Raw genomic sequence first — 25,997 nt, 5'->3', positions numbered from 1 at the left:
AAAAGCTCCCTTCTCATTCAATTTGCGCCGCTACTAGTGCGTCTGTAGTGGACAGGAGCGATTTGCCGCTCGCTCTGTGCCTTTGTTGTAAGTGTAGCATACTCGAAATAAAGAAAAAACTTTCGAATCATGCGAAACAGATACGAAGCCGCTGTCCGTGGACATCGGAGCGGGAAGTGAACGCCTATAAGAAGCAGAGAGAGTTCGCATAAGTAAAAAGCCCATTCGGCGTCGATACCGCCGTGGATGGGCACTTTGTTTTGATCATTTTTTTCGTATACATCGTCAAATTTCAGCGGATTTCACTAGTTCTGAAGGGCGGCGGCACCAAGCTTTATTAGCTTGTAAGCTCCGTCCGCAGTGCCAATGAGCAGCGTCTGCCCATTCTGTAAAGGCTGTACGAGTTCACCGGCATTGTAGCTGGCACGGTTAATCACTTTCGTCCACGTCGTATCCCCGTCAGGAGCGATTCCCCAAACCCCTTGTCGGGATACCGTCCCGTGCCAATCCTCATTCACCTTGCCCGTCGCGATAAATCCGCCGTCTGATGCAGGCTGGATATCGTTCACCATGCTGCGGTCAAACGCAGAATCAAGTATAGTTGTCCATTGCAGCGTGCCGCTGCGATCCACCGACAGCACAAAGCCTGTAGTCAAATAACGGATCGGATCGTTCGGGTTTGGATGGTTATAATAGCCGGCGGCCACGATACTGCCGTCATGTCCTTCGGCGAGCGACAAAACTTCAACGTTCTGGGAATCGTCTGCCACGGCGATCGATTGCTTCCACTTGACTTGACCCGATGGAGCGAATTTGGCCAGCACCACATGCCCCTTCTCCCCGTCCCGGTACTCACTGCCGGATATGAGAAACCCTCCATCCGACGTGTGCTGCACGGAATGAATCCGTTCGAAGGCAACGTCTACCAGATCTCCTTCATGCAATGCTTTTCCCGCTTCGGAAAATACGATCCAATGCAGCGTATGGCTATTGGAGGTGCTTCCAGGTGTATCCACTGCAGCCGCATATTTTCCGTTTTTCAATTGATCCACCGAAACGATATAACTGTCCGCCTTCTCCAGGGTATAAGCCCACTCCTTTTGCCCTTTTTCGCCCACCTTTAAAATCTGTGATCCACCTCCAGCGATATACCCCTGATCCTGGGTGTGGTGGAACTCCGCGATATATTCAAGCTCATGTTTGGGAAAGCTGATTTCCTTCTTGATTTGACCATAAGCGCCGATCGAATGGACGACTACCTGATCCCCTTGAATTCCGGCATAGGATATCTCGTTCGTCCCGTGTTCAAATACATCGCCAGCACTAGCATTCAAGTCCGAATAAGAAAGAATCTCTGGGGGTTTCAGGGCGGACGGCTCCGCAAATACATGGCTGCCGACGATTATGCCCCATAGGCCAACAGCTGCCCCAAACAGCCATTTGCGGATATTCGATGGTTTGCCGGACCGTTTAGTGATTGTCATCATCATTTCATCAGCTCCTTGTCAGAATTGGGACCCGTTTCCATTATGGGCGGCGATTCGCTTTCCAACAAGCGGCAAAAGGGCTGGATCGCCCCCTGCCAAACTGACCAATACACAAGTACATTTTGACTAATATAAGGTACCTACTATGCCATCTCCCGGAAATAGAAACGGCTTACGTCCAGTGGATGACGTAAGCCGCAGTAAAGATATAAAAAAAGCCGAAGACGTATCTCTAGTTTGTTTAATCCAACGCGCTGTAAACGACGTTGCGGATCCGGTTCGCAATATAAGGCTCACGGCTCGGCAGCATCTGCTGCATATACACGAGGGTCAAGTCTTCCTGCGGGTCGATCATAACCCAGGAACCGGCCATGCCGGCCCAGCCGTATTCCCCGATCGAGCTGCCTGTGCCGCCCGCCGCCGGATTCGATCATCACCCGAACGCCAAGCCCGTAACCGTATCCGTTTAAATGCCCCCAATTGTAATCATTCATCTGTTGTGGGGTTAAATGATTACTCGCCATCAATTGAACAGTTTTTGGGCTCAACAGCCGGTAGCCGTCCAATTCCCCTCCACGAACGAGAGCCTGTGCGAATCGGGCGTAATCACCAATCGTCGACAACAGCCCGCCCCCGCCGCTCTCGAACAGGCACTCCGGTTGATAAGGAGTTTCGAGCGAGTTGTTGGGCGATAGCGTTCCGTCTTCCGCAAGATTGTACATCACGGCAAGACGATCCCGCTTGTCTTCGCTAATTCGGAAAGAAGTGTCCTTCATCCCCAGCGGGTCGAATATTTCCTGCTTCAAGTATTGTTCGAACGTCTGTCCGGACAGCACTTCAATCAGCGCCCCGAGCACATCATGGCTCAGGCCGTATTGCCAGCGTGTTCCGGGATCGAAGGCGAGCGGAACTTCCGCCAGCGCGCGGGTGAAAGAACGCACGTCCATCGACGCCGTCGCTTTTTGATAAATCGGCCCCGTTAACCGCTCCGTTTCCGATCCGCTGCCGCCATAGGTGAGACCGGACGTCATCGTAAAGAGATCCCTAATGCGAATCGGACCCGCCGCTGGGCCGGCCACCATGTTACCGCTTTCATCTTGACGAAATACCGACGGGTTCTTGAACTCGGGCAAATATTCCTCCAGCGGATCATCAAGCAGGTACAATCCACGTTCATACAGCTGGAGAGCTGCTGCGCATGTGATGACTTTCGTCATGGAATATATGCGATAGATGGTGTCCGATTGGATAAGCTGCTTTGTTTCCAAATTCGCATATCCGAATTTCTCATCATAGACCGTTTCACCACTGCGCATCACCAAGCAGGCGCAACCAGACGGTCCTCCCTGTTCCATATACCTTTTGAACAGCGGGGTCAAACGTTCGAAACTGCTCATAGCCATTTCCCCTTTCACAAATGTCGCGCTCCGCATGTGTCATCATGCCGCCCTCCCGCATTGCTGGGTCAAGAACGCCGACTTGCGGTCGCCTGTCTCGTTCATATATACCACTCTTTTACTGCCCGATTCAACCATCGGTTTTCATCGTTAAGAGCCCCTGTCCATAGTAGGGGACGGATTGCGGTATTCACGGGGCGTAACTCCGTAATATTTGCGAAATTGGTCGGCAAAGTGGTTGTAGTTACCGAAACCGACCTCTATGGCGGCTTCTACCGCCAGCCTTCCGGAATGCTTCATCAGCAAAGCCGCTTGACGGATGCGCATTTGATTGACATGCTGCACAATGGTGCGGCCCGTCTCCGCCTTAAACAAATGGGCCAGGCGTGAAGGGGACAGCCCGACCTCCCGGGCCAACAAATCAACCCTGATCTCCTCCTTCATCCGGCTGGAGAGGATGCCCAGCGTCTGTTCGATTCTGGGATCAAACCGTTTCTTCGTCCGCTGCGCAAGCAGAAGCAGCACTTCACGAATCGCGTTCTCGCACAAGGGCTTCCACAAAACGGATCTGTCGCGCGAATCCTGAAGGACGTTGCGAAACGCCCGCTCGATCCGGTCTTTGATGCGATCTTCGGACAGCGTTTCAATCAGGATGTCGTCTTCGGGCAGATAAGCGTTTTCCGGGAGTCCGGAATAATGGATCCATAAAAAATTCCACCATGATCCGCGGACCGTCCCGTATTCGTGCGGCACGCCTGACCGGAGCAAGCCAAGCTGCCCGGCTCCGCACCACTTTTTTCCGCTGGGTGTCAGGAAGTAACCCTCGCCGCTAAGCGTATAGACCAGCAGCCAGTCCCGCATCCCGTTTGGCCGGTGAAGTCTGTAGGTGTCATCTTTTTCAAAATGGTCACCGAATATCGCTGCGCCAGTTCCTTCAAGGACGTCGCGTTGACGAATAAACCCTGACACATTCGCACCTCCCCTCATTTCGGATGATAGCAGGATTCCGTGACTTAATAGCAGATTTCAGTCTTCTCCTTAACATAGAGGTACCGTATGCTATTGTCAATCAGTATCCATTACGAATCAGGGAGGGACCCCCATGCAGACGAATCCGCAAGTTTTGACGGAAGAACAGCTGCGAATGTTTGAAACGGAAGGGTATTTAATCGTAAAGGGGCTTTTTCAGCCGGAAGAATTGAGAGACATTGACGCTACCTTCGAAGAGATCGGCAACACCGTCGTACCCGGACACTTCGAGCCGGTGCTCGATCAGGAAGCAGGCGATCCGCTGAAGCGATATCCTCGCGTCATGCATCCCCACCGGTTCAACGCTACCGCAAAAAAGTATATGCTGCATAAGCCCGTGATGGATGTGCTCGCCGATTTGTACGGCGAGGAGGCATTGGCGGCACAAAGCATGTTTTATTACAAACCGCCGGGCTCACGCGGGCAAGCGCTGCATCAGGACAACTTCTACTTGCAGGTCGAACCGGGTAACTGCATTGCGGCCTGGACCGCAATCGACCCGGCGGATGAAGAAAACGGCGGAATGCTCATCGTTCCCAAAACGAGCGATTATGCGCTGGTATGTCCGGAGGAAGCAGATTCCAGTGAGTCGTTCACGACTCATCTGGTCAAGCCGCCCAAAGACAGGAAAGCCGTGCCTGCCATCATGGACCGGGGAGACGTTCTGTTCTTCAACGGTAATCTGATCCATGGGTCTTACCGCAACAAATCGCAGAATCGTTTCCGGCGTGCTTTTATTTGCCATTATGCCAACGCTTCCGCTACCCAGATCAGTTCATTTTATCGGCCGTTGTTCCGCAGGGACGGAAGTGAGGTCGATCTCGATGTCAATCCGGACGGCGGTCCTTGCGGCATCGAATTCGGCACCGCCTACCCGCATTAATGAATCAATGAAATCCGGAGGGTGGCAAACAAGCGTGCAGGATGAATTACCGTGATTTGCAGCCATTCTGGCCAGGCTGACAGGGGCGGTATTCACAGCGGATCCCCCAAGCAAACGCTTGGGGGGCTGCTCCGACGCCATCACTTACATCCCTTTCATAAGGCCCTTGCTCAAACCAGCTGAACAACGCGCCGTACGCTTCTCCCTCATTCTTTCAATGTCCTTTCTCGTTCATTTGTGCAATGACGATCCGGTTCCCATCCGGGTCCAGAAGCGCAAATTCGCTCAGGTCAGGAAAGATTTGCGGTTCACCGGCCAACTCAAAGCCGTTTGACTTTACAAATTGGAGTGCCCCGTCAAAATCCTGTGTTTCGAAATAAAACAGCTCCGAAAACGACTCCCCGTTCAGATGACGGTTATGGTCAAGCAGAAGCGCGGCACCGGATGCCGTCGGAACGGAATAAATCCGCTGCTCGGCAGCCTCTTCATCATATTCCGCACCAAGCAGACCCGAGTACCACCGGGCAGCCGCCGGCATATGCTTCACGTCAACAAATACGCCGCCGATTCTCGGCAAAATCGGACTTCGGCTTAATCCTGCCAAAGAGAGGTCTTCCTCACGGTTCTCTGCCCAGCATGCCATCTGTACGTTCCCTTCCGGGTCGCGGAAGTTAAAGTATGCCATCGGCCCGTGTCTTTCCGGTTCAGATAGAGGCGTGCCTTGCTCCCGAATAAAAAAGTATGCCTCGTCAATATCCTTGGCAGGTAACATCATACGCGGCATCATGTCTTCCTTCCAATCCGGATTTTCCCTGTTCCCCGAATTGGAATCCAGGATGAGGTGCGTTCCTTGAAAATCAAACCAATACACCGGTCCGCCGTTTAACCGTTCTTCCTTGATCGGAAGACCCAGCAGGCGGCTGTACCACTCAGCGGATTCCCGAAGATTCGTGACATGCACAAACACGCTTGCGACCCGGTTCTCGAACGGGATCGTGGTGGTGTGGTTCATTTCTTCATGTTGAGACAATTTGAATCAGCTCCTTTTCCGATATACGGATGATTAAACCTTCCGGAGAACAAATATGGAACCTGTTGACTCCATCCTGTTCCCTGCATGACTCGGCTGGGACGCCTAATTGGGACAGCTGCCGGTAAGCATCGTGAATGCTGGGCGTTTGCAGCGAATAATAAGCCTGGCCGTTCAGCCTCAGCAACGCTTGACGGTGCAGCTCTTCGTCCATAACAATCATCGTGACAATTGTTTCTCCCTTGCCGATTTTGAGATCGGCCCCCTGCCCCCAATGGTTTACCAGCTCAAAGCCAAGCATATCCGAGTACCATCGGATCGAGGAATCCAAATCTATAACGGGAAGAAAAACGGCGAGAATCCGGTGAAACATCGGGGGAACCGGTCCGGGAGCCGGCGTGTAGAAGAGCGAATTGCTTTTTTCATGGCAGATCCCGGTCACGTTTCCGTATGGATCGGTCATCTCACAAACGTTCATGTGAGCCGTCTGCATCGTTGACGTGACCGAAATGTTCCTGGAACGAAGCCAGCCGCTGTGCAGATCGTCCCAATGACTATAAAAGTTGAAGCATGGAACGTGGCCGGGGGCGTCCAGGTGGATAAGCGGCTGATAACGCTGGTTTCCGGAATGTTCCGTCAGCGTAAGCAATGTTTCCCCATCATGTATTCGCAAGTCGATCTCCTTACTGCCTCTGCGCCCGATCCGGAATTCAAACTCGTTGATGTACCATTCCGCAGCCGCCTTGGCATCAGGGACCGGCAGAATGACTCTGTCGATGCATACAAATGAAGCGCTGCCTGATGGCATGACACTCTACCTCCTCTCTAGCTTAAATGCCCACACATGTAAATAACGATGATTCTGCCTACAACCATACACAATCACCTTAAAGTGATGATTAAAATGTTTCGCTCACCATAAAAACATTGCCGTCCGGATCCTGAAAAGTAAAATAAAATCGACCATCGCGGGTCCGGATGTCCGCAATGCGGCAGCCGTTCTCGTACACCCGGAGATAAGCTTCATAAATCATGTGGGGATCATGGCGGATAAAAGCAGTGGCAACCGCTTCCAGAAGCTTGGCGGCCGACCTGGGATCTCCCGGCCGGCTCCGCGGCGCGCATGCATCGTTCCCGATCCCTTCCAACTTATGGAGCGCCAGCAGGCGCAGCCGTTTGCGCGCCCGGGAAAGGGCGACCTGAACGGCCCCCTCCGCCATGTTGATGCAGCTTCCCGCTTCCTTGGCGGTAAACCCGAATACGTCGCACAGGAGGACCATGACGAAAGCCTTCGGCTTCAGCTGGTACATCAGCTCTTCCAGCAGATCGCGGGTGATCAGGTTGTCCGCGAAGGGTTCCGGTTCACTTCCGTAAGCCGATTCAAATTGTTCGACCGGCATGGTGACCAGCCTCCGGCTGGACCTGCAGCGGTCGATCCAAAGATTGCGGGCCGTGCGAAACACATACGGCTTGCTCAGGGTCATCTCCGGCATTTGTATACACCGGTTCATCAATCTGACCATGGTATCCTGAACCAGGTCCTCGGCTTCCCATTCCCGATGGGTCAGCGATCGGCAGTACTGCAGCAGCTGGGGTCTCACTTCGGCCAATAATCCGGCAAATTCCCCCGGGAAGGAAGAATTAAGGGTTGTTTCCGTCATATAACTCACCTCACTCCCTTGTACCATCATCGCATAAGATCTGCCCCTTGGGATTGTGAATAAAAAACACAATACAAACAAATGTTCCTATCAAGGTTATTCTACATCTGTTTTGCTTTTTCCTCTTTTTCTCAAAAAAATAATCTGTTCTTGCCCCCTCCCTGTACCGCATATCATACAGCCCCATCTATTGGAAAAATTTTGACTAATGCAAAATGAAATCGGTCAAGATAATGGTTGGTAATGAAATATGGATGGAGGCTCAACAGACATGCTTGACTCTAAAACGATCGAAATCGTTCAATCGACAGCGCCTGTTCTTAAGCAGCACAGCGAACAAATCGGTAAAAAGTTTTACGAATTGTTGTTTGCCAAGGCTCCGGATCTGTACAACCTATTTAACCAGACCAACCAGAAGCGCGGGCTGCAGCAGGAGGCATTGGGTTATGCGGTATACGCCGCGGGTGAACATATTACGAATCTGGATGCCATCATGCCGGTCATTACCAGGGTCACCCAAAAGCACCGGGCCATCGGCGTAAAACCGGAGCAATACCCGTTGGTCGGTGAGACGCTTCTCGAGGCGGTCAAGGAGGTGCTTGGAAGTGCAGCAACCGATGACATTATCGGGGCGTGGGGTAAGGCATACGAATATATTGCCGATGCCTTTATTCAAATTGAACAGGATCTTTATAAAGAAGCCAAAGAACAAGCCGGAGGGTGGGAAGGTTTCCGCAGCTTTACGGTTACCCGGAAAGTAGCGGAAAGCGACGATGTGACCTCCTTCTACCTCGAGCCTTCGGACACACAGGCCCTTGCTGGCTTTGAACCCGGCCAATATCTAACGATCAAAGCGGAAGTTCCGGGCGAAAAGTATAAGCACATTCGGCATTACAGCCTTTCGGACGCCCCGGGCAAAAGCTATTACCGGATCAGCGTGAAGCGGGAGCATTCGAACGAGGGGAAACCGGCCGGGATCGTATCGAACGATCTGCATGACCGCGTTCAAGAAGGGGATTCCCTCCTCTTTTCAGCGCCGGCAGGTGATTTCACCCTGGACCATACCAACGACCATCTGGTCCTCATCGGCGGAGGAATCGGAGTTACTCCCTTGATGAGCATGATCAATACCGTTGCCGATCAATCTTCAGGCCGCGAAGTAACCTTTGTGCAAGCGGCCGCGAACGGGAACAACCATCCGTTCAAGGAGCATCTTGCCGGGCTGGCCAACAGCCATCCGAACCTCCGCTGCTTCACGGCGTATTCTTCTCCAACCGAGCAAGACCTGGGATCAGAAAGCTTTTCACACAAGGGCTTTGTTGATGCAGAGTGGCTGCGCTCCATTCTTCCGTCCGGGCCGGCGGTTTATTATTTCTGCGGATCCGTCTCCTTCATGAAAGCAATCCATCAAGCATTGAAAGAGCTGGAAATTCCTAAGGAGCGCATTCATTATGAAGCCTTCAGTCCGATCGCCATACTGGATGAAGAATAGCGTGATTGGGGGCATACGCCTTCAAAACAAAGAAGAGCGCGGCACAGGTGCCGGGCTCTTTTTATGAAAGATACAAAAGGCTGGATTCATGACTCCAAAAAAGTCCAGGTACCGCGATTCAGTCCTGTTCGTCTTTTTCCTGAACGACCGGCATCATCATGCCGTCGTCCATCCCCATCATCGTCACGCTGGTGGACTCGGGAATCTCATCATGCTGCGTAATATCAACCGGCGTATCGAATAGCGGTTCGGCATATGCCAGATGCGTCCGTCCGCGCGCCAAGATTTGGCGGTAATTCCCGCTGTCGCCCTCGTAGCCGTCATGGTCCCATGGAACAAATGAACGGGCGTTGCAGTAATGGCACACATACGATCGGCGGTAACGGTCCGTCGTTCGATTCGGGTAGGAGCGGTGAAACAGGTGTGAATGGAAGAACAGCACGTCCCCAGGCTTTAACGGAACCGGAATCGGGTCCGGATAATGGGACACCACCTTCGACAGCGTGTTGACTTCGTCATCCAGGTGACTGACATGCTCCACGGAATGGAGATCGGAAAACGCCTCCCTGGCGTGAACGTTTCCGCCATGATCTCCCGGCGGCGGATAAATCGGCTCATGGTTGGAGCCGGGAACCACCCACAGGCAGCCGTTCTCTTCATCGGCGTCCTCAAGAGCGATCCAGGCTCCGATCAGCGTGTCGGGATGGGTTTTGATGTAGTATGCGTCCTGATGCCATCCCTGTCCCCCTTTTCCCGGAGGATTAAAAAAGATCATGGACTGCAGGGCATACACATCCGGACCCGTAAGCGCCTCAAGCACGTCGAGGATTCGGGGATACAGCATCAGCTGCTCCCCTTCCGGGAAGAGGCGTGAGATCATATGCACCCGCGTTTTTTCAGCGAACTCCGCTTTGAGCGGGTCGGTATCCTCCTCGGATGCCTGCTCGCGCTTTCCTTCATTCTCGATCCGCAGCCGTTCTGCCCACACGGCGTACTGTTCGATTTCTTTCGGATCCAGCAGCCCTCGGACGATGACGAATCCGTCCCTGTGATACTGCTTATACTCTTCCACCGTTACATAATAACGGTCCTCTCTTAATTTGGCTTTCGGCACATAAGTCTGCCCCATGGTTGATCCCCTCCACACGCATTGATTATCTTAAGTGTGAAGGATTTCGTAAGCGTTCTCAATGGAGAGGACACGGAAAACGGTGGACGGATTTGATATCCGCTTTACCGGGAATCCCCATGATCCAGTACGACAAAATGCCGGTTCAAAGGATACGCGGCCTCCTCCTCCTCGATGACGGCCAAATGCCGGAACAACGGATCCGCGAACCGGTCGCGAAACTCCAGGGCCGTCATTCCACGGGTTCGCTTGAACATGCGGGAGAAGTAATGCTCATCAGTGAATCCGACGTCGTAAGCGATCTGCTTGATGGTCCGCTCCGCCTGAATCAGGAGCTGCTCAGCTCTCCGGAGACGGCGTTCCAGCAGCGCCTTCTGAGGCGGAATGCCCATCCAGCGGACGAACATCCGGGTGAAATGCTCATGGGTCCAGCCTGAGCTGGCCGCGATTTCTTCAATGGTAATCTGGCGGTGAAGCTGCTGCTCCATATAGTCCATGGCCCGCATAATGGGAGCGGGCAGCGAAGCGGCCGACATCGACTCGTCTTCCTCAATCGCCTGCCATTCCTCTAGGACGCCCATCAGTAAAACGGACGCCCTTCGCTGCCAGCCGGCCGGCTTCATATGTGCGATCTTCAGCATCTGCTTAAGCATGGAGGGAATCAGGCTCCCTCCGGCAATGACCGACCAGTCACGGAAATTTTTCCGGTTGGGGTCCGCCCCGCAGAAGGCTTCCCGAAACGCAGCAAATTCGAAGTGAACGAATAAGTGCCTTGTGGGAAGGCTGGGATCAAACCGGTACCGGTGCGGTTCTCCGGGGCGGGTGAACACGACTCCCGGACGGTCCAGCGCAAACGGCCCCCGGTCGATTTCGTAAACGGATCGGGTCCCTGCCGGGAAGTATACCAATTCGAAATCGTCGATCGTACGACTCCCTAGAACGGATCCCGGCTTCACGGCGATGTCCCCCATGGCATGAATGGCGGGTAATGTAAGCAACGATGCACAACCTCCCTAGTCTCTGGCCCTCTCGCTGCCGGATCGGAACCGCTCGTTTTAATAGCATGATACACTATTAAACCGCGCCCTGCAGCCCAAAAAAAGAGAGATGACCGCATGCCCTGCAGCATCTCTCTTTTGAGCGAACCCGGGACGGATTCCGCACGCCTTGCCGTGCAGGGTGAGAAGCCCTGTCTAACACAGCTTCTCTTATTGCTCCTTGAACCGCTTCCGGCTGCCGATGAGCGGAAACTCACCGATCCGCAGCCGCGCGCTTCCGTAAGGGATCAGCTCAAGCTCCGCCACAGGCTGACCGTTACAGTCGGGATGAATGGGCGGTGTGCCTGCATTGTTGCCTTCCATCTTCCAGTCTTTGACCAGCTGTCCCGATGCTTTGATCCGCACGGGGGCTCCATCCGCGGAGAACGGCTGGCTTAGAATATCCGCCTCGGTTACCTCAAAGCCGGTATCGGCCAACAGGCCGTATTTCCAGGCCGATCCCGGATACAGCTCCCAATCATGGAACATTTCACGCTCCCGCACCATCTGCCATTGCTCCCGGACCGGCAGCACATAGACAAGCGGTCCCCTCTCTACGCTGACCGCATAAAGGTTGCGCGACGTCGTGCTGACGGCCATCGGCAGCGTCAGTTCGATCCCGTCTCCGCTCGCCCACTCGCGGTTGATTTTGGCATAGCCGTTCTCGGTCTGAACGTTCACCGGCATACCGTTGATCCGGATTTCAGGCTGTGTACACCAGGACGGGATCCGCAAGGAAACCGTAAATGTTTCCGGGCGCTCCAAAGTGATTGAGATGGAGACATGGTCCCGGAAGGGATATTCTCCGCTGACGGCCAGTTTGGCCAAGGAACCGTTGCCAACCGGGGTCTCGACAGTACACGGCGCATAGGAGACGGCTGCAAGCCCTCCCTCATGGTCCTTCATCCACAAATGCGACGTCAGCTTCGGCCATCCTTGGTGCATATTCGCGGTGCAGCAGCCGAAATGCGGCTCCAGGCCGAAAAGGTTCGCGTCAGGCCCGTTCACCCAGCTGCGGGGAGCGACGTTGCACAAAATCTGGTTCACCTGCTGATCGTACTGATGGGAGGTCCAATCCGGAGAGATTGCCGCCGGCAGCGCATTAAACGCCACTTTCTCAAGAATGTCGCCGAACCTGCCGTCGCCGAATATCCGCGTCAGCTGCTCCATCGAAAACATGTATTCCACCACGGCGCACAGCTCGACACCCTGACTCGGGTGCGTGCCGGAGAGCCACTCGTCACCCGAAAACATGCCATGTGCCTGACCGTGGTATGTCATCAGCGAATCGATTCCGCGGTGCACAGCCTCCCTCAAGACGGCATCTCCGGTCAGTTCGTACAAAACCCCCGGCGTCTTGATCCCCATCGCCACATTGACCACATGCGTCGTCCAGTCCCATTCCTCTACCTTTCGCCAGAACGGGAAATCGTAAAAAATATCGGACCAGTCTGTCGTCTGCTTGGCAACGATCTCCGCCACTTCCAGCAGCAAAGGATCCTGCGTCCGTTTATACAGCCATACCAGGCAGAGCAGCATTTCTGCTCCCCGGGTTTTCGCCCAGCCTTGCAGCGGATTCTCTTCAATGGTGCTTCGGACATAGCCGAAAAATTTCGTCAGAAAGGGAACGATCCGTTCATCTTTCGTCGCTTCTTCATGCTGCATCATAACCTTTAGCATGATCATGTAATGCCACCAATCGTGCTTTTTATCGACCTCACGGTTGACGGTTTCGATCCGTTTCGGACCGAAGTGGCCATCGTCCTGCTGACTGGCAAGCGACCATTCAACCCACCGGTTGGCTTTGGCGATCAACCTTTCATCTTCGAGCAAATAGGCCAGCGGAAGGAGCCCGTCCAAGTAGTACGGTCCGCGTTCCCAGCTTTCTCCGCTGCCTCCGATCCACCCGTTTTCGGGCCCGACATCCGCCCAATGCTCCTCCAAATGCCCGGTAAGACCTTTTGCTTGAATCAACAGTTGATCCTTAAGCCAACCGGAAGGTTTAACCGCGCCAAGCGGCAGTTGTTCAAAAGCGGTTTTAACGAATTTCATAGCTCGCCACTCCCTTTTCATCTTCGGTTTACTTTGGCTAACGCTATGAAATATACCATGTCCCCCGCTATTTACCGATACCGGATATCAACATGTTTTTGTCCAATCACAACCTCATCATGCAGGCAAAACATATGGCTTCGCCATGTGCAATCCTTTATGATAGAAGCAATTCGATTCGAAGGAAGGAGGATCGCCATGTTTCAATTCATCGCTCCGCCTCTGCCCCATTACATTACCTGCGGGGAGGACACCTACCCGATTGGCGGAACCCATCCGGACCGCAGCGGCATCGGCGTCTTTGACCTGATCTTCGTGACGAGGGGTTGCCTGTTTCTGGAGGAAGAGCTTACGATGCTCACCATCCCGGCGGGACATTACGCCATCCTTCGGCCTGACCGGTCGCACCGGACCGCCCGGCCCTGTTTGGAAGAAACGCATTTTTACTGGCTGCATTATCAAACCTTGGGCAGCTGGAACGAAGTTTCCGAGCAGGATTCCTCTTTACCGGCATTTGAAGGCCATCCGCTCTATCAGATCGAGAAATTCTCAATCTATATTTCCCAGCAAGGAGCCCCGCTTCTCCCAAGTCAAGTGGAAGAGCTCCTCCGCAGGCTGATGCTGCTGCACCCGGAACAGACTGTATCCGCCCGCTGGAAGCAGCAGATCTGCTTTCAGGACCTGCTGTCCATGCTGCAGCAGACGGAAGGTGGAGAAGTACAGAATCCACATCTGAAGGTAGCGGAACTGGCGGGCGAATATCTTCGCCGGCATTACCGGGAGCCCGTCAGCTATAAGCGGATGTCGGAAGCCCTGCACTTTCATTCCAACTACATCGCCATATGTATGAAAAAGACGTTCGGCTGTACGCCGCTGGAGTATTTAACGAGGCACAGGATCGAGCAGGCCAAGCAAACTCTGATCCATACCGACGATCCGATCGGACGTGTCGCCGAGCAGACGGGTTTCGGATCCTTTCCTTATTTCGTTAGGAGCTTTGCGAGATATACCGGTCATACCCCGAAGTCTTTCCGGCAGCTCTACCGAAATTAATTTCGGCCGGATGTACCTGCATCTATGACAAAAGGCTGCCCGCATGCTGTCGAAGCACTGCGTCAGCCTTTTTTGCATTCTTTTACATAGGTTCACTCATGTTTGTCAGGTGGCTCTCACGGATTGGGTTCGTTCGAAGTTTTCACGGTATTGTTCTACCGTCCACTTACATACCTGCCACAAATCCGTAACCGGCTGATTGGTAAAAGGCAGCGTGTGAAGATAACCCGGCGGACCGTATTCCGGCGTAAAGGTCAATTCGGAGGCACCGGCATGCTGCCTCGCATCGGCGATCCGGTTCCACCAGTCAAAATGCCGAGCGACTTCATGTGCGTACTCGGGTGCACGCGGATCGGGAACTTGAGGGCCCTGCGCATAACCGACACGCCCATGGATATGTACGGTGCGGGCGATAGCCAGGTCCAGCTCGCTCTCGAAATGTTCCAGCGTCGATTCGGTAACGCAGCACCAATGGCTAAAATCGGCCGTCAGTCCAAGTCCAGGGACCGCATTCAGCACCTTCCCCGTATCCCAGGGATTAAATAAAGCTCTGCCCCGGTGGGTTTCATGGCCCACCTTGACGCCAAGCTGCTGCTCAAGCTGAACGGCCCGCCGGAAATAATCGATCTGCTCCTCCAGCGGAACATAGTCCTTTAGGGAATGCGCAGTAACATGGATCGGCCCAAACGACGTTGCCCGTTCCAATTGTGCTTCGAAAGAAGCATAGTGGTCCGGCCCTTCGGTAAAAATCATCCCTACGTAATCAAGCTTATGGCTTGCGAGGAGCTCCTTAAACCGCTGTTCGTCGTCAGGTCCCGGCAGGGGCGCCTCTACGCCATCATAACCGGCGGAAGCGATACGCGCCACCTGCTCTTCCAATGTGCCCGTTCCCTCCATGCCCCACAACGCCTTGATCAATTTGAGTTTCATCCTTTTCCACCTCTCCCGGTTGATTGGACACCGTTTCCCCCATTGTTTCCGATCCTCCGCCCGTTGTCCATGGATCCAAGGGCATGATTCGTGGATGGATTTGATATGTCTTTTGTTCGATCACATACGGATTCACGCTGGATCGTTCTTAAAAAGAACTACGGCCGACGTCGCCAAGTTACGCTTCGTGATGCGTTTTGCCGGCAAGGATGGTAAATCGGTCGATCAGGTCGCTGATCTGAAACTTCTCCGCGTTCGTCATATACGTTGTGACCGTATCGTGAAACGGCTTAACCCAATGCTCCGGCACGCCGGATTTCCCGACGATCGCGCCAACGATGCTGCCGGCCGTCGCAGCCGTACAGTCGTTGTCCAGTCCCATGGCAACCGTCTCTGAGATCACCTTGGACACATCGGTCCCCCCGATCATTAGGCCGAACACCGTCAAGCAGGCGTTATTGTTGGTGTGCACGCCCGACATTCCCTTGAAGCGCTCATCAACCGCCGCTCTGGCTTCCTTGTAATCATGGATTTCACCGCTAACGGCAAGCGCCCACTCCACATCCTTGTAAAGGCTGCATTCCTTCGGAATTTCGGTCAAGCCGATACGAAGCGCCTGCTCGGGATGATCGACGGCGAACGCCGCGGACTGCGCAGCACTGAAAAACATCTCCCCGTAAATCCCGTTCCGCCGATGGCTCAAATAAGCGTCCCGATAGGCGTATTCCGCCGCTTTCGCCGGGTACGCTGGAGCCAGGTAAGCCCACGGATCCGAGCGGATATCCGCACCGATCCACTGGCAGAACGGATTGTTTACGTCAGCTGCTTGCAGCGCCGGGATGCCCGCCTTCAAATTGTTGAGCGCAGCCTCCTCCGCAGTACAAGCAACCGGCAGGTACTTGAGCCAGCTCTTACCCACATCCTCTGTCGTGAAGTTGAGGCCGTGCTCTTCGGCAATGAGCAGTCCGAGGATCGTATAAGTAATGTCGTCATCGACAGGGACTTGGGTCAAGCCTTCCAAGGTATATTCATAAAAGGTGCTTTTGCCGTAACGGAGATCGTTCGGATTTTTGATTTTGGACCAATAATGCTGTGGAGGAAAGGCATCCCCGATATATGCGGCCCATTTCTCCATGTCGCTCACTTCCCAGAATTCCACCGGCGCCCCCAGCGTACATCCGGCAAAACGGGCGAGCATCGCCCCTTCGAGCTTTTCCTTGTAGACCGCCTTGTCAAACGATGCCCATAGCCTTCTTGGTCCTTCAGTACGCTGCGCTCGAATGGAAGGCAGATCGTCCGGCTCCCGCTCCTTAAGCTCGGCGTCAATGGGTAATCCCTGCAGTTTCTCCAACGTTTCTTTCATCTTCTCTTCCATGTCGATCCAGGCATCGGCCACGCCCCGTCCTCCGTATTCGTGCGCGAGCCGCCCGTACTCAATAATTTTGCCTGCCAGTTCGTGGAGCCTCGGTTCCTTAGGATAAGCCATATCAATAAACTCCTTTCCCAAGATCAATGAATTTCGTTCAAGGATAGTTTATTATAATGAAAACAATGACTTCCGCCGAAAAAGGACTGAAAGCTGTGCAGAATCGACCATTTGATTATAAAGTCGTATCCCAGCCTTATATGCTTCCTTCCGATTTCCCTGTGGATTGGCTCAGCAATTATGTGCAGGGAGACAATGAAATTACGTATTTGCACTTTCACAACTGCCTTGAGATCGGCTACTGCCTGGAAGGCTCAGGCGTCTTTTTCGTAGAAGACAAAATCCTGCCTTACACCCAAGGGGATGTGAGCATCATCTTTCCGAATCAGCTGCATCTTGCCCAAAGCTTAAAGGGAAAAGAAAGCAGGTGGCATTTCTGCTTTATTGATCCGGACGCCCTCTTTTCGTCTGACCCGATGTCTTCCCGATTCTGGGACCGGGTCGGAACGGATACGTATCCCCGGTTCAACAACATCGTCACCCCGGATGATCACGCTGAGGTCGTCTGGCTGACAGATCACGCGATGAAGGAGCTGGAGAAACACCGGCCGGGATATGAATCGGCTGTAAAAGGATACATCTGGACGCTCCTGACGCTGATCGGCAGGCAGCTGCTGCTTCAAGAGAGCGGCACAGCTGAAGCTGCGGCTGGCGGGGCCGACCGGCGGGCGATGCAGCAAATTTCAAAAGCGCTCGAGTACATTTCCCAGCATTATATGGAACCGGTCCCGATCCACCGGTTAGCCGAGCTATGCTGCCTCAGCGTCACCCATTTCCGGCGCATTTTCCACAAATGCATGGGCATGGCTCCGCTGGACTATATCAACAACGTGCGCATTCAGGTTGCGGCTGCCCTGCTGTGCCATAGCGGCAGCAGCATTTTGGCTATTTCCGAGGAGGTCGGCTATGCGACCTTATCCAGCTTCAACCGGCACTTCAAGCGGCTGATGGGCGAAGCCCCGAGCCAATGGCGGTCCAAAAACAGATGACAGAGGCAGCAAATATTTTGTGCTGCGGCAAAACCATTTGTGATTGGCAGGCAATTAGAGGCGCGGCTCAACCAACTCAAAATGGCGCCCCCTGCAGCCCTTGGGCTTAAGGAGGCGCCATTACGGTCACCGGAATGATATACGAGAGAGCAAACGACTACAACTATCCGGCCAGCCCGCGGTGCTTAAGACGTTTCAATGATTTCTTTGAGCACAACCGCCTGATTCATGGTGGTATCCTTCGCGGCATATAACAGCGTAACGGTACAATCCTCCGCCAACTCCCGGATATGCCGTAAAAGCTGGGAAGGCTTGTCCTGCTGCAGCTCCTGCAGGTAGAGCTCTTTGAACTTCTCGTAATGCTCCAGCCGATGCGCGTACCATTTTCTCAGCTCATGACTGGGCGCGATCTCTTTCATCCATTCGTCGACCGCGGCCTGCTCTTTCGTGAGTCCCCTCGGCCAGAGACGGTCGACCAGGATTCGTTTGCCGTCTGATGCTTCAGGCTTTTCATAGACCCGTTTGATATGAATCGGAATGATGGACACCTCCTTATTAGACTATTCATGCCCAAGCACCCGATCCTTATCCTCTTAATATAGTGTAGGAGTGAAAGGCGGGATGCGTATGAGCAAGGCAGACGATTTGCAGCAGCGTACCATTTTTTTGGCGGCCATCTGCGGACAGACCTATGCTCAATTTGAGAATGCAGACGGGTCGTTTGTCGTCCCTTCTCCATACACACGGCTTGAGACGATTGAGGCCAGGTCCATTACGAACGATTGGGAACGCTTCGGTTTTATTCTCGATTCGGATCAAGAGGTCATCATTGCATTCCGGGGAACCAGCACGACGACCAACTGGATCGCGGACCTGATCGCATCTCAGAAGAAATACAAATACATTAAAGAAGACTGTATGACACATCGGGGCTTCACGGACATTTATGCCTCCGCAAGGACCCGCATTATCTCGACACTGGCTAAGGTCTCCCGCGGCAAGACGCTGTTTATTACCGGTCACAGCCTCGGTGCGGCGCTGGCGACCTTATGCGCGGTCGATGTTGCAGCCAATACCGGGTTCCGCTCCCCTTACCTGTTCACATTCGGTTCACCGCGGGTAGGCGATCCGGCCTTTGCCAAGGCTTGTGCCAGCTATGTCCCCAACAGCTTTCGCATCGCCAATCTGTTTGATGTCGTGACCCATGCGCCACCTGCCGTATACAAACTGCCGAAACGGTCCAAAACATTTTATTACAGCCATGTAAAGAACTTGTCACCCCGGCATTTTCAGCTCGGATCCTTCGGCGGGAACCACGTCATCTCCAGCTATTTCAACGAGTTATCCAAGCTTCAGCCGGAATATACCAAGATGCTGTCATCAGCCAATCCTGGCTTCTGTCCGTTCCCTGAACGCGTCCTTTAACGCCATCCGTGTCAAAATTGACATATTCTTTCACGGAATCGTAACCCAATCTCCTTCGGGTTCTACTATGCTGTAGAAGAATTGAATCTTACGCAGAATGGGTAATACAAACATAGAGACCCCAGAAGTTACAAGGAGAGGATACAGCATGAACATCACAAAACCGGCAAAAAAAGCAATCATGGCCATGACCGTGGCGGGCATGGTAGGCCTGGGAGCCGTAGGCGCAGGCACGACATATTCCGTACATCAAGCAAACGCTGCTGCGGCAGCCGATGCGGGTTACGCATCCAAGCAGGCACTCCAGACGCTGAACAGTTTCTACAAACCGGCGCTGAAAGGCCAGTTCCCAGGGGCAGTTAGCGGCCTCACCGTTGGTAAGAGCACCCGACAGGATGTCCTTCACAAGATCGGGGAACCCGAAAATCCGATGAAGGATGCCGATGGGTTCGATGTATACAGCGCGAATATGGGCAATCCCGGCTACGCCATCCATTATAAGCTCGGGAAAATCCGTGAGATGCGTTACTTCGGCACTAACGTTGAACGCCAGACCAATATCGGCGGCATTACGATGAAGATGCTGAAGCAGAACTGGTATGCACCAAGTTCGGTGTCCACCTTCAAAACCGGGAACAAGACGCAAACCAAGCTGACGTACAACCGCGGCAACTATAAGCTCGAGTTTATTTTCAACAGCAGCACGGAGCTTGATCATATTAACCTTTTAACTAAATAACAGCCTTCGCCGAAGACAGCGGTTCACCTGGAGCCGCTGTCTTTTTACGTGTATAGATGAGGTTCAAGCGGACTATGTATTCATTATACGTGCTGGTCCTTCGATCGAAAATAACCATTGGAGCATCGTCCGAACCTTGTCCGGGAGGCGTCAGTTTGCCATAATGTATAGGCGGCGTCATGCCACAAAAGCCATACTTAACAAAGGAAGATTCCGATGAATATATCTGCACTCGCTTCAATGATCGCACCGGTCGACCTGAGAAGCTGCCTGATCAGCCAAAACGGCAGGCTGGTGTTTGAGCACTACCGCCATCCCCGCATCCCTGACGAGAAGGCGAAGGTCAATTCCTGCACCAAAAGCTTTCTGTCAGCCCTGATCTGCGTCGCAATGGACCAAGGCATCCTGCCGGGTGCGGAGACGCCGATCACCGAATTTTTCCCGCAGCTACGTTCCGCTTCTGATCCGCGCAAGCGGGAGATCACGTTGGAGCATCTGCTGACGATGTCAGCCGGCTTTGAATGGAGCGAATTCGGCGGGATCAAGTCGTTTCCGCGCATGACCCGAACCGGCAATTGGGTCGAATTTGTGCTCGAGCAGCCGATTTCCGATACACCTGGGACCCGGATGGAGTATAGCTCGGGATGCTCCCAGCTTCTGTCCGCGATCCTGGTTCAAGCTGCCGGCAAGTCAACGGCCCGGTACGCCGAAGAAAATCTATTTGGACCGCTGGGCATCGAAGACTATCGTTGGGAGTCCGACCCGCAGGGCATCCACACCGGAGGCTACGGCTTATGGCTCCGTCCCGGGGATTTGCTGAGGTTCGGGCAGCTGTATCTGCAGCAGGGACGCTGGGAACAGCGGCAGCTAATCCCAAGTGAGCTTGTGAACCGGTCCGTACAGCCGTTCATCCCCGCTGGTCCGCCAAACCGCGGCTTTTATGGCTGGCATTGGTGGACGGATACTTTTGGAGCCGAGCTTGGTGGTCATTCCGCTGCAGCATCCCCGCTTTCATTTGACTATTTTTACGCCCGCGGATATGCAGGACAGTTCATCTATATCGTCCCCGTCCTGGAGACGGTTGTAGTCCTGACCGATGACAAGCGTAAAAAAGAGCGGCATCCGGCAAATGTGTTCCGCGATTTCATCGCACCGCTGCTGCTCGAAGATTTGAACTAAGCTGCGCCGATGCATGGTAAACCGCCGTTGCCAGCATGGTCAGCGCCGACCGGCAATAAAGAAAGGGGCTATCGCCAATCGATAGCCCCTTGTCTTCATTCCCGCCGCATACCGCTTATTTCTGTGCAAACTCCCGCGGATGGCGGCGCTTCAGCTCATCCACGGCATGCCCTCTCCCGGTCTGTTCCAGCCGCTCGATGTACATCGGCAGATGCCCTTTCGCATGATACGGCCCGCCTTCCTGAATGACCGTCCATAGCGGATCGACGTCAAACTTCATCGACATCATCATCTCGTCATGCCACTCGTTCAGCAAGTAGACCGCTTCCCTGCACAGGTCTCTCCGTTCCTGAGCCAGGTTGTTCTGCTCGTGGGCATCCTCGGTAATATGGAACAGCATCTCTTTGTCAAAAAGATGATATCCGTCATGGTACGTGCGGGTATACAGCCAGTCCCCGAATCGTACGCTGCGCTGGCATACGTGGGCGCACTGCGAGACGACGAGGTACTCCCTTCCGCCGTCCTCTCGGCTGCGGAGCGTACCGGCGTAGCTGCGGCCGTCCCAGCTTGGCGCAGGTTGAACGCCCAGCAGTTCCGCGACGGTCGGCACCAGATCGAGATGATAATGCAGGGAATCATCGGAAATCCCCTTCTGCATCCCCGGCCACCGGATGATCATCGGGATCCGGCAGGTGCCCTGGTCGGCGGTGCCGTGCTCGCCGTAAATGCCGAGCTCGCCCATGTTTTCGCCATGGTCGGCGGTAATGATGATCACCAGGTCGTCCATAATCCCCTTCTCCGTCAAACGATCGAAAATCATCCCGATGTTGTCGTCCATATGCCGGATGCCGCAGTCATACCCATCGATCATCCTCCGCAAATCGTCCATGTTCTGAATGTCGCCGGGATGGCGGGGATACTGAGGCGACGTGCTGCTGTTATACATATTGATTTCGTTTGCGCCGTGCGGGCCAACCTTTTGCTTGTGGCGCTCCAGCACTTCTTCGGTGATCCACTCCGGAAGCGGTTCGTCCTGAAACGGATTGCCGAACGATGCCGGCGCCCGGTAAGGTGTGTGCGGATCCCAGTAGTTCACGTACAGCAGCCAGTCTTCCTGGTCTGCGTTCCGCTCGATCCAGTCCAGCACAACGGGGGTGACCTCCTCGGCCGACTCCATGCCGCCCTTGCCCGTATTGTAAATTTCGTTGAATCCCGCATAGAAGGTCCAGGCGGAATGCCGCTCCCCAAATGGGCTGACTAGGGCCGTCCGCATGCCCGCGCGGCGGAAGACCGCCGGGAAGCTCTCTGACGCGAGCTTGTCGTGGAAATCGCGGTCAGCTCCTTCGTACCGGACGTCCGCCGCCGTCCCGCCGTGTCCCACGACGCCGTTATGTATGCCGAAACGGCCCGTCATCAATGCCGTACGCGACGGGAAGCACGGGGCGTCCGATGTATAGTAGTTGTCAAAGCGTACGCCTTCGGCCGCGACCCGGTCGATGTGCGGCGACGTATTGCGGTGGTAGCCATAACAGCCAAGGTGATCCGGTCTCGTTGAATCCAAATCCAGCAGTAACACTCTCATCGTTCATCCGTCCTCTCCGGATAATATGAAATGCCTTTGCAGCTGAATTATAGGCGTGACGCTCCATATGCGTCCATGTACATTTCATTGATCCGATGTACATTTCTATTGCAATTTATAAGATATATGCCGATTGCAAGGAAGCATAATTTACGAGAAGTCGGCATTATGATAGGGTTTTATTAAGTTATGGGATAAAGAGGTGCAGCTGCATGCTTCAAATCATGAGTGTAAATTTCGACAATGAAATCCCCCAATGGAGGACCAACCTTGAGACAATTCCGTACAACGTTCTGGTCGTCGTCCGGCAGGGCCAGGTCCGGTACGAGATTAATGGCAGTGTTGTGATCGCCGAAGCGGAGGACGTGCTCTTTATCCCCCGCGGAGCCCGCCGTTCAGGAGAGAACAAGGACGGCATTCCCCACCAAAAGCATACCGTTTTATTTACATGCGAGCCCGGGGCTGAGACGGGAATTCCGTTCGTGGATCAAGGACATTTCATCAAGTTCAGGCTCTCCCCAATCCAGTACGCCTATCACCGCTGCGACAGGCTGTACGAAGAGATGCGGGGCGGGAAAAGCTACCGTTCCATCATCTGTCTTGGTATATTGCAGGAGCTCCTGGGCATGATGGCCCGGGAACTCGAACAGCCCGCACTGACACCGAGCAAGCTGAAATATGCCGAAGCGGTCAAAGCCTATCTGCTGGAGCATTACCGGGAGCAGATCGAGATTGCCCGGCTGGCCGCTTTGATCGGCCGCTCCCCCAATTACGTAACCGCCGTCTTCAAGGAGGTTTACGGCCGGTCCCCGATCCGGTATATGCATGAGCTGCGCATGCAGGAGGCATGCAGCCTGCTGCTGGGCTCAAATATGACAGTCGCGGGCATATCGCAGTACCTCGGTTATTACGATACTTCGTATTTCCACCGGGTGTTCAAAAAGTACTGCGGCCTCTCCCCTACCGAATACGTTGCACAGGCGCAGCGGTCAGGCATGCCTCCGCTCATCAACACGATCACATGATATGTCAGTTTCATTGGAACATTTGTCCATTGACTTCTCCTGCCCGTTTGTTAAAATCATAAATACCGATAAAACAAAGTGAATTACTCGTATATAAGCAAAGGAGGAGAATGACGTCATGTTGATGTTAACAGGCCTGCTATGCGGCGCCCTGCTCGGCTTCGTCATGCAGCGTGGACGCTTCTGCCTGACAGGCGGATTCAGGGACATGTATCTGACCAAGGACAACCGCATGTTTTATGCCCTGCTGATCGCCATTTCGATTCAGAGCATCGGCGTGTTTGCGCTGATCCAGCTTGGACTCATCGAATTCAGCGCCGGCACGTTCCCTTGGGTGGCTACCGTAGTCGGCTCGTTTATATTTGGGATTGGTATTATTTTAGCCGGGGGATGCGCGACAGGAACCTGGTACCGGGCCGGTGAAGGACTGATCGGCAGCTGGATCGCACTGTTCGGTTATATGGCGATGAGCGCCACGATGAAATCGGGTGCCTTGGCGCCGCTCAATAACGGAATCAAGAAAGTAGAAGCTCCGGCCAACTCCATTCCGGACACCTTCGGCATTTCGGTTTGGCCGTTTATCGCCCTTTTAGCTATCATTACGATCGTGATGGTCATCCGTACACTGCGCAAACCGAAGGTGGCCATTCCGGCAATGAAGCCAAAGCGTACCGGGCTCAGCCATCTGCTGTTCGAAAAACGCTGGCATCCGTTTTTTACCGCCATTCTTGTCGGCCTGATCGCCCTGCTGGCCTGGCCGCTGAGCGAGGCGACCGGACGTATGTCGGGTCTTGGGATCACGACGCCTTCCGCTAACATTTTGCAGTACTTGGTTACGGGAGACAGCGATAAGTATGTGAACTGGGGCATGTTCCTGGTGCTGGGTATCCTTGTCGGATCCTTTATCGCCGCCAAAGGCAGCCGGGAATTCCGCTTCCGCGCCCCGGATGCAAAGACGGCGGTTTCGAGCTTTGCCGGAGGCATCCTGATGGGCTTCGGCGCCAGCTGGGCAGGCGGCTGCTCGATCGGTAACGGTCTCGTCATGACCGCCATGATGACATGGCAGGGCTGGGTATCCCTCGTGTTTATGATTTTGGGCACATGGACGGCTTCTTATTTCGTGTACGTCCGCCCTCGCACCAAAGCCAAGCTGAAGCAGTCCGCTTCGCTGCAAACCACGACAACCTAATTAGGAGCTTTACGTTAAACTAGTCACATCTTAAGGAGGTTACTTCCATGAAACAACAAAAACTAGCCGTTCTGGGCATGGTCTGTCCGTTCCCGTTAATTGAAGCCAAGCAGGCGATCGAAGAGCTGAACAGCGGCGACGAGCTGGTCATCGACTTCGACTGCACGCAGGCCACCGAAGCCATACCGCGCTGGGCTGCAGAAGCCGGCCACACCGTCACGAATTTCGAACAGATCGACGATGCATCCTGGACAATTACGGTGCAAAAGAAATAATGTAGCGCATAAACAGGCGACCTTCCGTCATATTGGGGAGGTCGCCTTTTGCATGTATTGGATTGTTGAACCGCAAAAATCGCAGCGACCACGCCCGGTGTTCTTTTTTTCAATAAATTGACCGTAACCGGCCTACCTTATATACTCTACTCATTGGAAGAAATAGGAATGCTAGGAGGATGCCATGGACGATTGCGGAAATGATGGAGATATGAATTTGGATACGGCCGTATCCGCCTTGAACAACGCCTATTCATTAGAAAATTGGACACTTCTGATTCGGCGATCGGATCAGCTCTACAACGACGCGTATCAATCATTTATTCACAATAAACAGGCACAAAAACCGATGATTTATTATATAGGATATAGTCTGCTGATGAAGGGAATCGGCTATCAAAAAGACAAGCAATACGGGGAATCGCTGAAGTGTATTGATCAGTATAAAGATCTTGGCCGGTTTCTGGACGGAAGCGAACGCAGCCAGCGGATACTCGACCAATATGCTTTTTATGCTTATGCCAATTTACTGTCTGTACACCTTCTATCGGGAAATCTTACAAAACTCGATGAGTACGCCCAATTTCTAAATCAGCATCCATCCGAAACATTATCCGGATTGCTGACCCTTTTAGAATGCGCCCTTTCCCAGGATCTTAACGTCGATAAGTATATCGCGCCTTTGACGGAGCGCTTTGATGCTTATCAGCATGACGATATGCGTCCGGAAGAGCAGACCATCTACCTGTCGATTCTCATGATGCTTTCCCGCTACTGCAGAAACAGGAAGAGATTTGAAGAAGCACAGAAATACACGCAACAATTTTTATCCCTATCGTTCGATAGAGGCCCTGGTCAACAAGCATCAACCTCTGCTGCTCCGCATGAATAGAGAGCGACCCATACAATCATCGTAAAAATAGCAAAG

24 protein-coding genes are annotated in these 25,997 nt (G+C 53.6%); 11 read left to right on the top strand and 13 right to left on the bottom strand.

Translation table 11 applies throughout. From position 1 onward, the window contains the following. Positions 1-305: 305 nt before the first annotated feature. The 3 genes from ABID47_RS03980 to ABID47_RS03970 form a co-directional block, all read right to left on the bottom strand. Positions 306-1,490 carry a hypothetical protein gene (locus tag ABID47_RS03980; RefSeq protein ID WP_354494991.1) on the bottom strand — a complete coding sequence of 395 codons (1,185 nt, stop codon included), beginning with the start codon at positions 1,488-1,490 and terminating at the stop codon, positions 306-308. A 290-nt stretch (positions 1,491-1,780) separates the two neighbouring features. After that, on the bottom strand, positions 1,781-2,884 hold the full coding sequence (locus ABID47_RS03975) for a serine hydrolase domain-containing protein (RefSeq protein ID WP_354494990.1): 1,104 nt from the start codon (positions 2,882-2,884) through the stop codon (positions 1,781-1,783). A gap of 150 nt (positions 2,885-3,034) precedes the next feature. Beyond that, positions 3,035-3,853 carry a helix-turn-helix domain-containing protein gene (locus ABID47_RS03970; RefSeq protein WP_354494989.1) on the bottom strand — a complete coding sequence of 273 codons (819 nt, stop codon included), beginning with the start codon at positions 3,851-3,853 and terminating at the stop codon, positions 3,035-3,037. Positions 3,854-3,986: 133 nt separating this feature from the next. Here ABID47_RS03970 and ABID47_RS03965 point away from each other — a divergent pair, with 133 nt between their 5' ends. Continuing rightward, entirely contained in the window at positions 3,987-4,796 is an 810-nt protein-coding gene (locus ABID47_RS03965; protein ID WP_076171158.1) for a phytanoyl-CoA dioxygenase family protein, read from the top strand. Positions 4,797-5,010: 214 nt separating this feature from the next. On the opposite strand, the gene ABID47_RS03960 is transcribed toward ABID47_RS03965, so the two are convergent. The 3 genes from ABID47_RS03960 to ABID47_RS03950 all read right to left on the bottom strand — a co-directional run bounded on the left by ABID47_RS03960 (position 5,011) and on the right by ABID47_RS03950 (position 7,487). Then, positions 5,011-5,826 (bottom strand): VOC family protein, encoded by an 816-nt coding sequence (locus tag ABID47_RS03960; RefSeq protein WP_354494988.1) that lies wholly within the window; start codon positions 5,824-5,826, stop codon positions 5,011-5,013. After that, positions 5,813-6,634 (bottom strand): VOC family protein, encoded by an 822-nt coding sequence (locus ABID47_RS03955; RefSeq protein WP_354494987.1) that lies wholly within the window; start codon positions 6,632-6,634, stop codon positions 5,813-5,815. The genes ABID47_RS03960 and ABID47_RS03955 overlap by 14 nt, the downstream gene beginning before the upstream one ends. A 91-nt stretch (positions 6,635-6,725) precedes the next feature. Beyond that, on the bottom strand, positions 6,726-7,487 hold the full coding sequence (locus ABID47_RS03950; protein ID WP_354494986.1) for a sigma-70 family RNA polymerase sigma factor: 762 nt from the start codon (positions 7,485-7,487) through the stop codon (positions 6,726-6,728). A gap of 271 nt (positions 7,488-7,758) precedes the next feature. On the opposite strand from ABID47_RS03950, the gene hmpA reads away from it, so the two are divergent. Continuing rightward, the gene (gene hmpA, locus ABID47_RS03945; RefSeq protein ID WP_354494985.1) at positions 7,759-8,979 is read left to right on the top strand and encodes an NO-inducible flavohemoprotein; all 1,221 of its coding nucleotides are present in this window, start codon (positions 7,759-7,761) and stop codon (positions 8,977-8,979) included. Between the two features lie 118 nt (positions 8,980-9,097). On the opposite strand, the gene ABID47_RS03940 is transcribed toward hmpA, so the two are convergent. The 3 genes from ABID47_RS03940 to ABID47_RS03930 form a co-directional block, all read right to left on the bottom strand. After that, a complete protein-coding gene (locus ABID47_RS03940) occupies positions 9,098-10,108 on the bottom strand; it encodes a phytanoyl-CoA dioxygenase family protein (RefSeq protein WP_354494984.1) in 1,011 nt (336 codons plus the stop codon). A gap of 104 nt (positions 10,109-10,212) precedes the next feature. After that, positions 10,213-11,106, bottom strand: coding sequence for an AraC family transcriptional regulator (locus tag ABID47_RS03935; protein ID WP_354494983.1), 894 nt, complete (start codon positions 11,104-11,106; stop codon positions 10,213-10,215). Between the two features lie 210 nt (positions 11,107-11,316). Beyond that, complete coding sequence (locus ABID47_RS03930; protein ID WP_354494982.1) at positions 11,317-13,197, bottom strand: beta-L-arabinofuranosidase domain-containing protein; 1,881 nt, start codon at positions 13,195-13,197, stop codon at positions 11,317-11,319. A gap of 198 nt (positions 13,198-13,395) precedes the next feature. On the opposite strand from ABID47_RS03930, the gene ABID47_RS03925 reads away from it, so the two are divergent. Continuing rightward, positions 13,396-14,250, top strand: coding sequence for a helix-turn-helix transcriptional regulator (locus ABID47_RS03925; RefSeq protein WP_354494981.1), 855 nt, complete (start codon positions 13,396-13,398; stop codon positions 14,248-14,250). A 105-nt stretch (positions 14,251-14,355) separates the two neighbouring features. Here the strand turns inward: ABID47_RS03925 and ABID47_RS03920 are convergent, their stop codons facing one another. Both ABID47_RS03920 and ABID47_RS03915 read right to left on the bottom strand, forming a co-directional pair. After that, a complete protein-coding gene (locus ABID47_RS03920; RefSeq protein WP_354494980.1) occupies positions 14,356-15,180 on the bottom strand; it encodes a sugar phosphate isomerase/epimerase family protein in 825 nt (274 codons plus the stop codon). A gap of 178 nt (positions 15,181-15,358) precedes the next feature. Then, positions 15,359-16,666, bottom strand: coding sequence for an ADP-ribosylglycohydrolase family protein (locus tag ABID47_RS03915; RefSeq protein ID WP_354494979.1), 1,308 nt, complete (start codon positions 16,664-16,666; stop codon positions 15,359-15,361). Positions 16,667-16,722: 56 nt separating this feature from the next. Between ABID47_RS03915 and ABID47_RS03910 the strand changes: the two genes are divergently transcribed. Next, positions 16,723-17,655: an AraC family transcriptional regulator gene (locus ABID47_RS03910; RefSeq protein ID WP_354494978.1), complete on the top strand. Its 933-nt coding sequence runs from the start codon at positions 16,723-16,725 to the stop codon at positions 17,653-17,655. A 185-nt stretch (positions 17,656-17,840) separates the two neighbouring features. Here the strand turns inward: ABID47_RS03910 and ABID47_RS03905 are convergent, their stop codons facing one another. Further along, entirely contained in the window at positions 17,841-18,203 is a 363-nt protein-coding gene (locus ABID47_RS03905) for a DUF488 domain-containing protein (protein WP_354494977.1), read from the bottom strand. A gap of 79 nt (positions 18,204-18,282) precedes the next feature. On the opposite strand from ABID47_RS03905, the gene ABID47_RS03900 reads away from it, so the two are divergent. From ABID47_RS03900 to ABID47_RS03890, 3 genes are all read left to right on the top strand, one after another. Then, positions 18,283-19,080, top strand: a complete 798-nt coding sequence (locus tag ABID47_RS03900) for a lipase family protein (RefSeq protein WP_306433675.1) — start codon at positions 18,283-18,285, stop codon at positions 19,078-19,080. A 148-nt stretch (positions 19,081-19,228) separates the two neighbouring features. After that, entirely contained in the window at positions 19,229-19,819 is a 591-nt protein-coding gene (locus ABID47_RS03895; RefSeq protein ID WP_354494976.1) for a YjgB family protein, read from the top strand. 216 nt (positions 19,820-20,035) lie between these two features. Beyond that, positions 20,036-20,998, top strand: a complete 963-nt coding sequence (locus ABID47_RS03890; protein WP_354494975.1) for a serine hydrolase domain-containing protein — start codon at positions 20,036-20,038, stop codon at positions 20,996-20,998. Positions 20,999-21,113: 115 nt separating this feature from the next. Here the strand turns inward: ABID47_RS03890 and ABID47_RS03885 are convergent, their stop codons facing one another. Then, the gene (locus ABID47_RS03885) at positions 21,114-22,580 is read right to left on the bottom strand and encodes a sulfatase family protein (protein WP_354494974.1); all 1,467 of its coding nucleotides are present in this window, start codon (positions 22,578-22,580) and stop codon (positions 21,114-21,116) included. 212 nt (positions 22,581-22,792) lie between these two features. On the opposite strand from ABID47_RS03885, the gene ABID47_RS03880 reads away from it, so the two are divergent. The 4 genes from ABID47_RS03880 to ABID47_RS03865 all read left to right on the top strand — a co-directional run bounded on the left by ABID47_RS03880 (position 22,793) and on the right by ABID47_RS03865 (position 25,961). Beyond that, entirely contained in the window at positions 22,793-23,605 is an 813-nt protein-coding gene (locus ABID47_RS03880; protein ID WP_251676855.1) for a helix-turn-helix domain-containing protein, read from the top strand. 118 nt (positions 23,606-23,723) lie between these two features. Next, positions 23,724-24,794 carry a YeeE/YedE family protein gene (locus tag ABID47_RS03875; protein ID WP_145024098.1) on the top strand — a complete coding sequence of 357 codons (1,071 nt, stop codon included), beginning with the start codon at positions 23,724-23,726 and terminating at the stop codon, positions 24,792-24,794. Between the two features lie 47 nt (positions 24,795-24,841). After that, positions 24,842-25,069: a sulfurtransferase TusA family protein gene (locus ABID47_RS03870; RefSeq protein ID WP_076171113.1), complete on the top strand. Its 228-nt coding sequence runs from the start codon at positions 24,842-24,844 to the stop codon at positions 25,067-25,069. Positions 25,070-25,253: 184 nt separating this feature from the next. Then, positions 25,254-25,961 carry a hypothetical protein gene (locus ABID47_RS03865; protein WP_354494973.1) on the top strand — a complete coding sequence of 236 codons (708 nt, stop codon included), beginning with the start codon at positions 25,254-25,256 and terminating at the stop codon, positions 25,959-25,961. Positions 25,962-25,997 lie beyond the last annotated feature (36 nt).

This window comes from Paenibacillus favisporus (genome assembly GCF_040545415.1).
Classification (GTDB): domain Bacteria; phylum Bacillota; class Bacilli; order Paenibacillales; family Paenibacillaceae; genus Paenibacillus_AQ; species Paenibacillus_AQ favisporus.
Note: the sequence above shows the minus strand (reverse complement) of the source record. Positions and strands in the feature narration are given on the sequence as shown.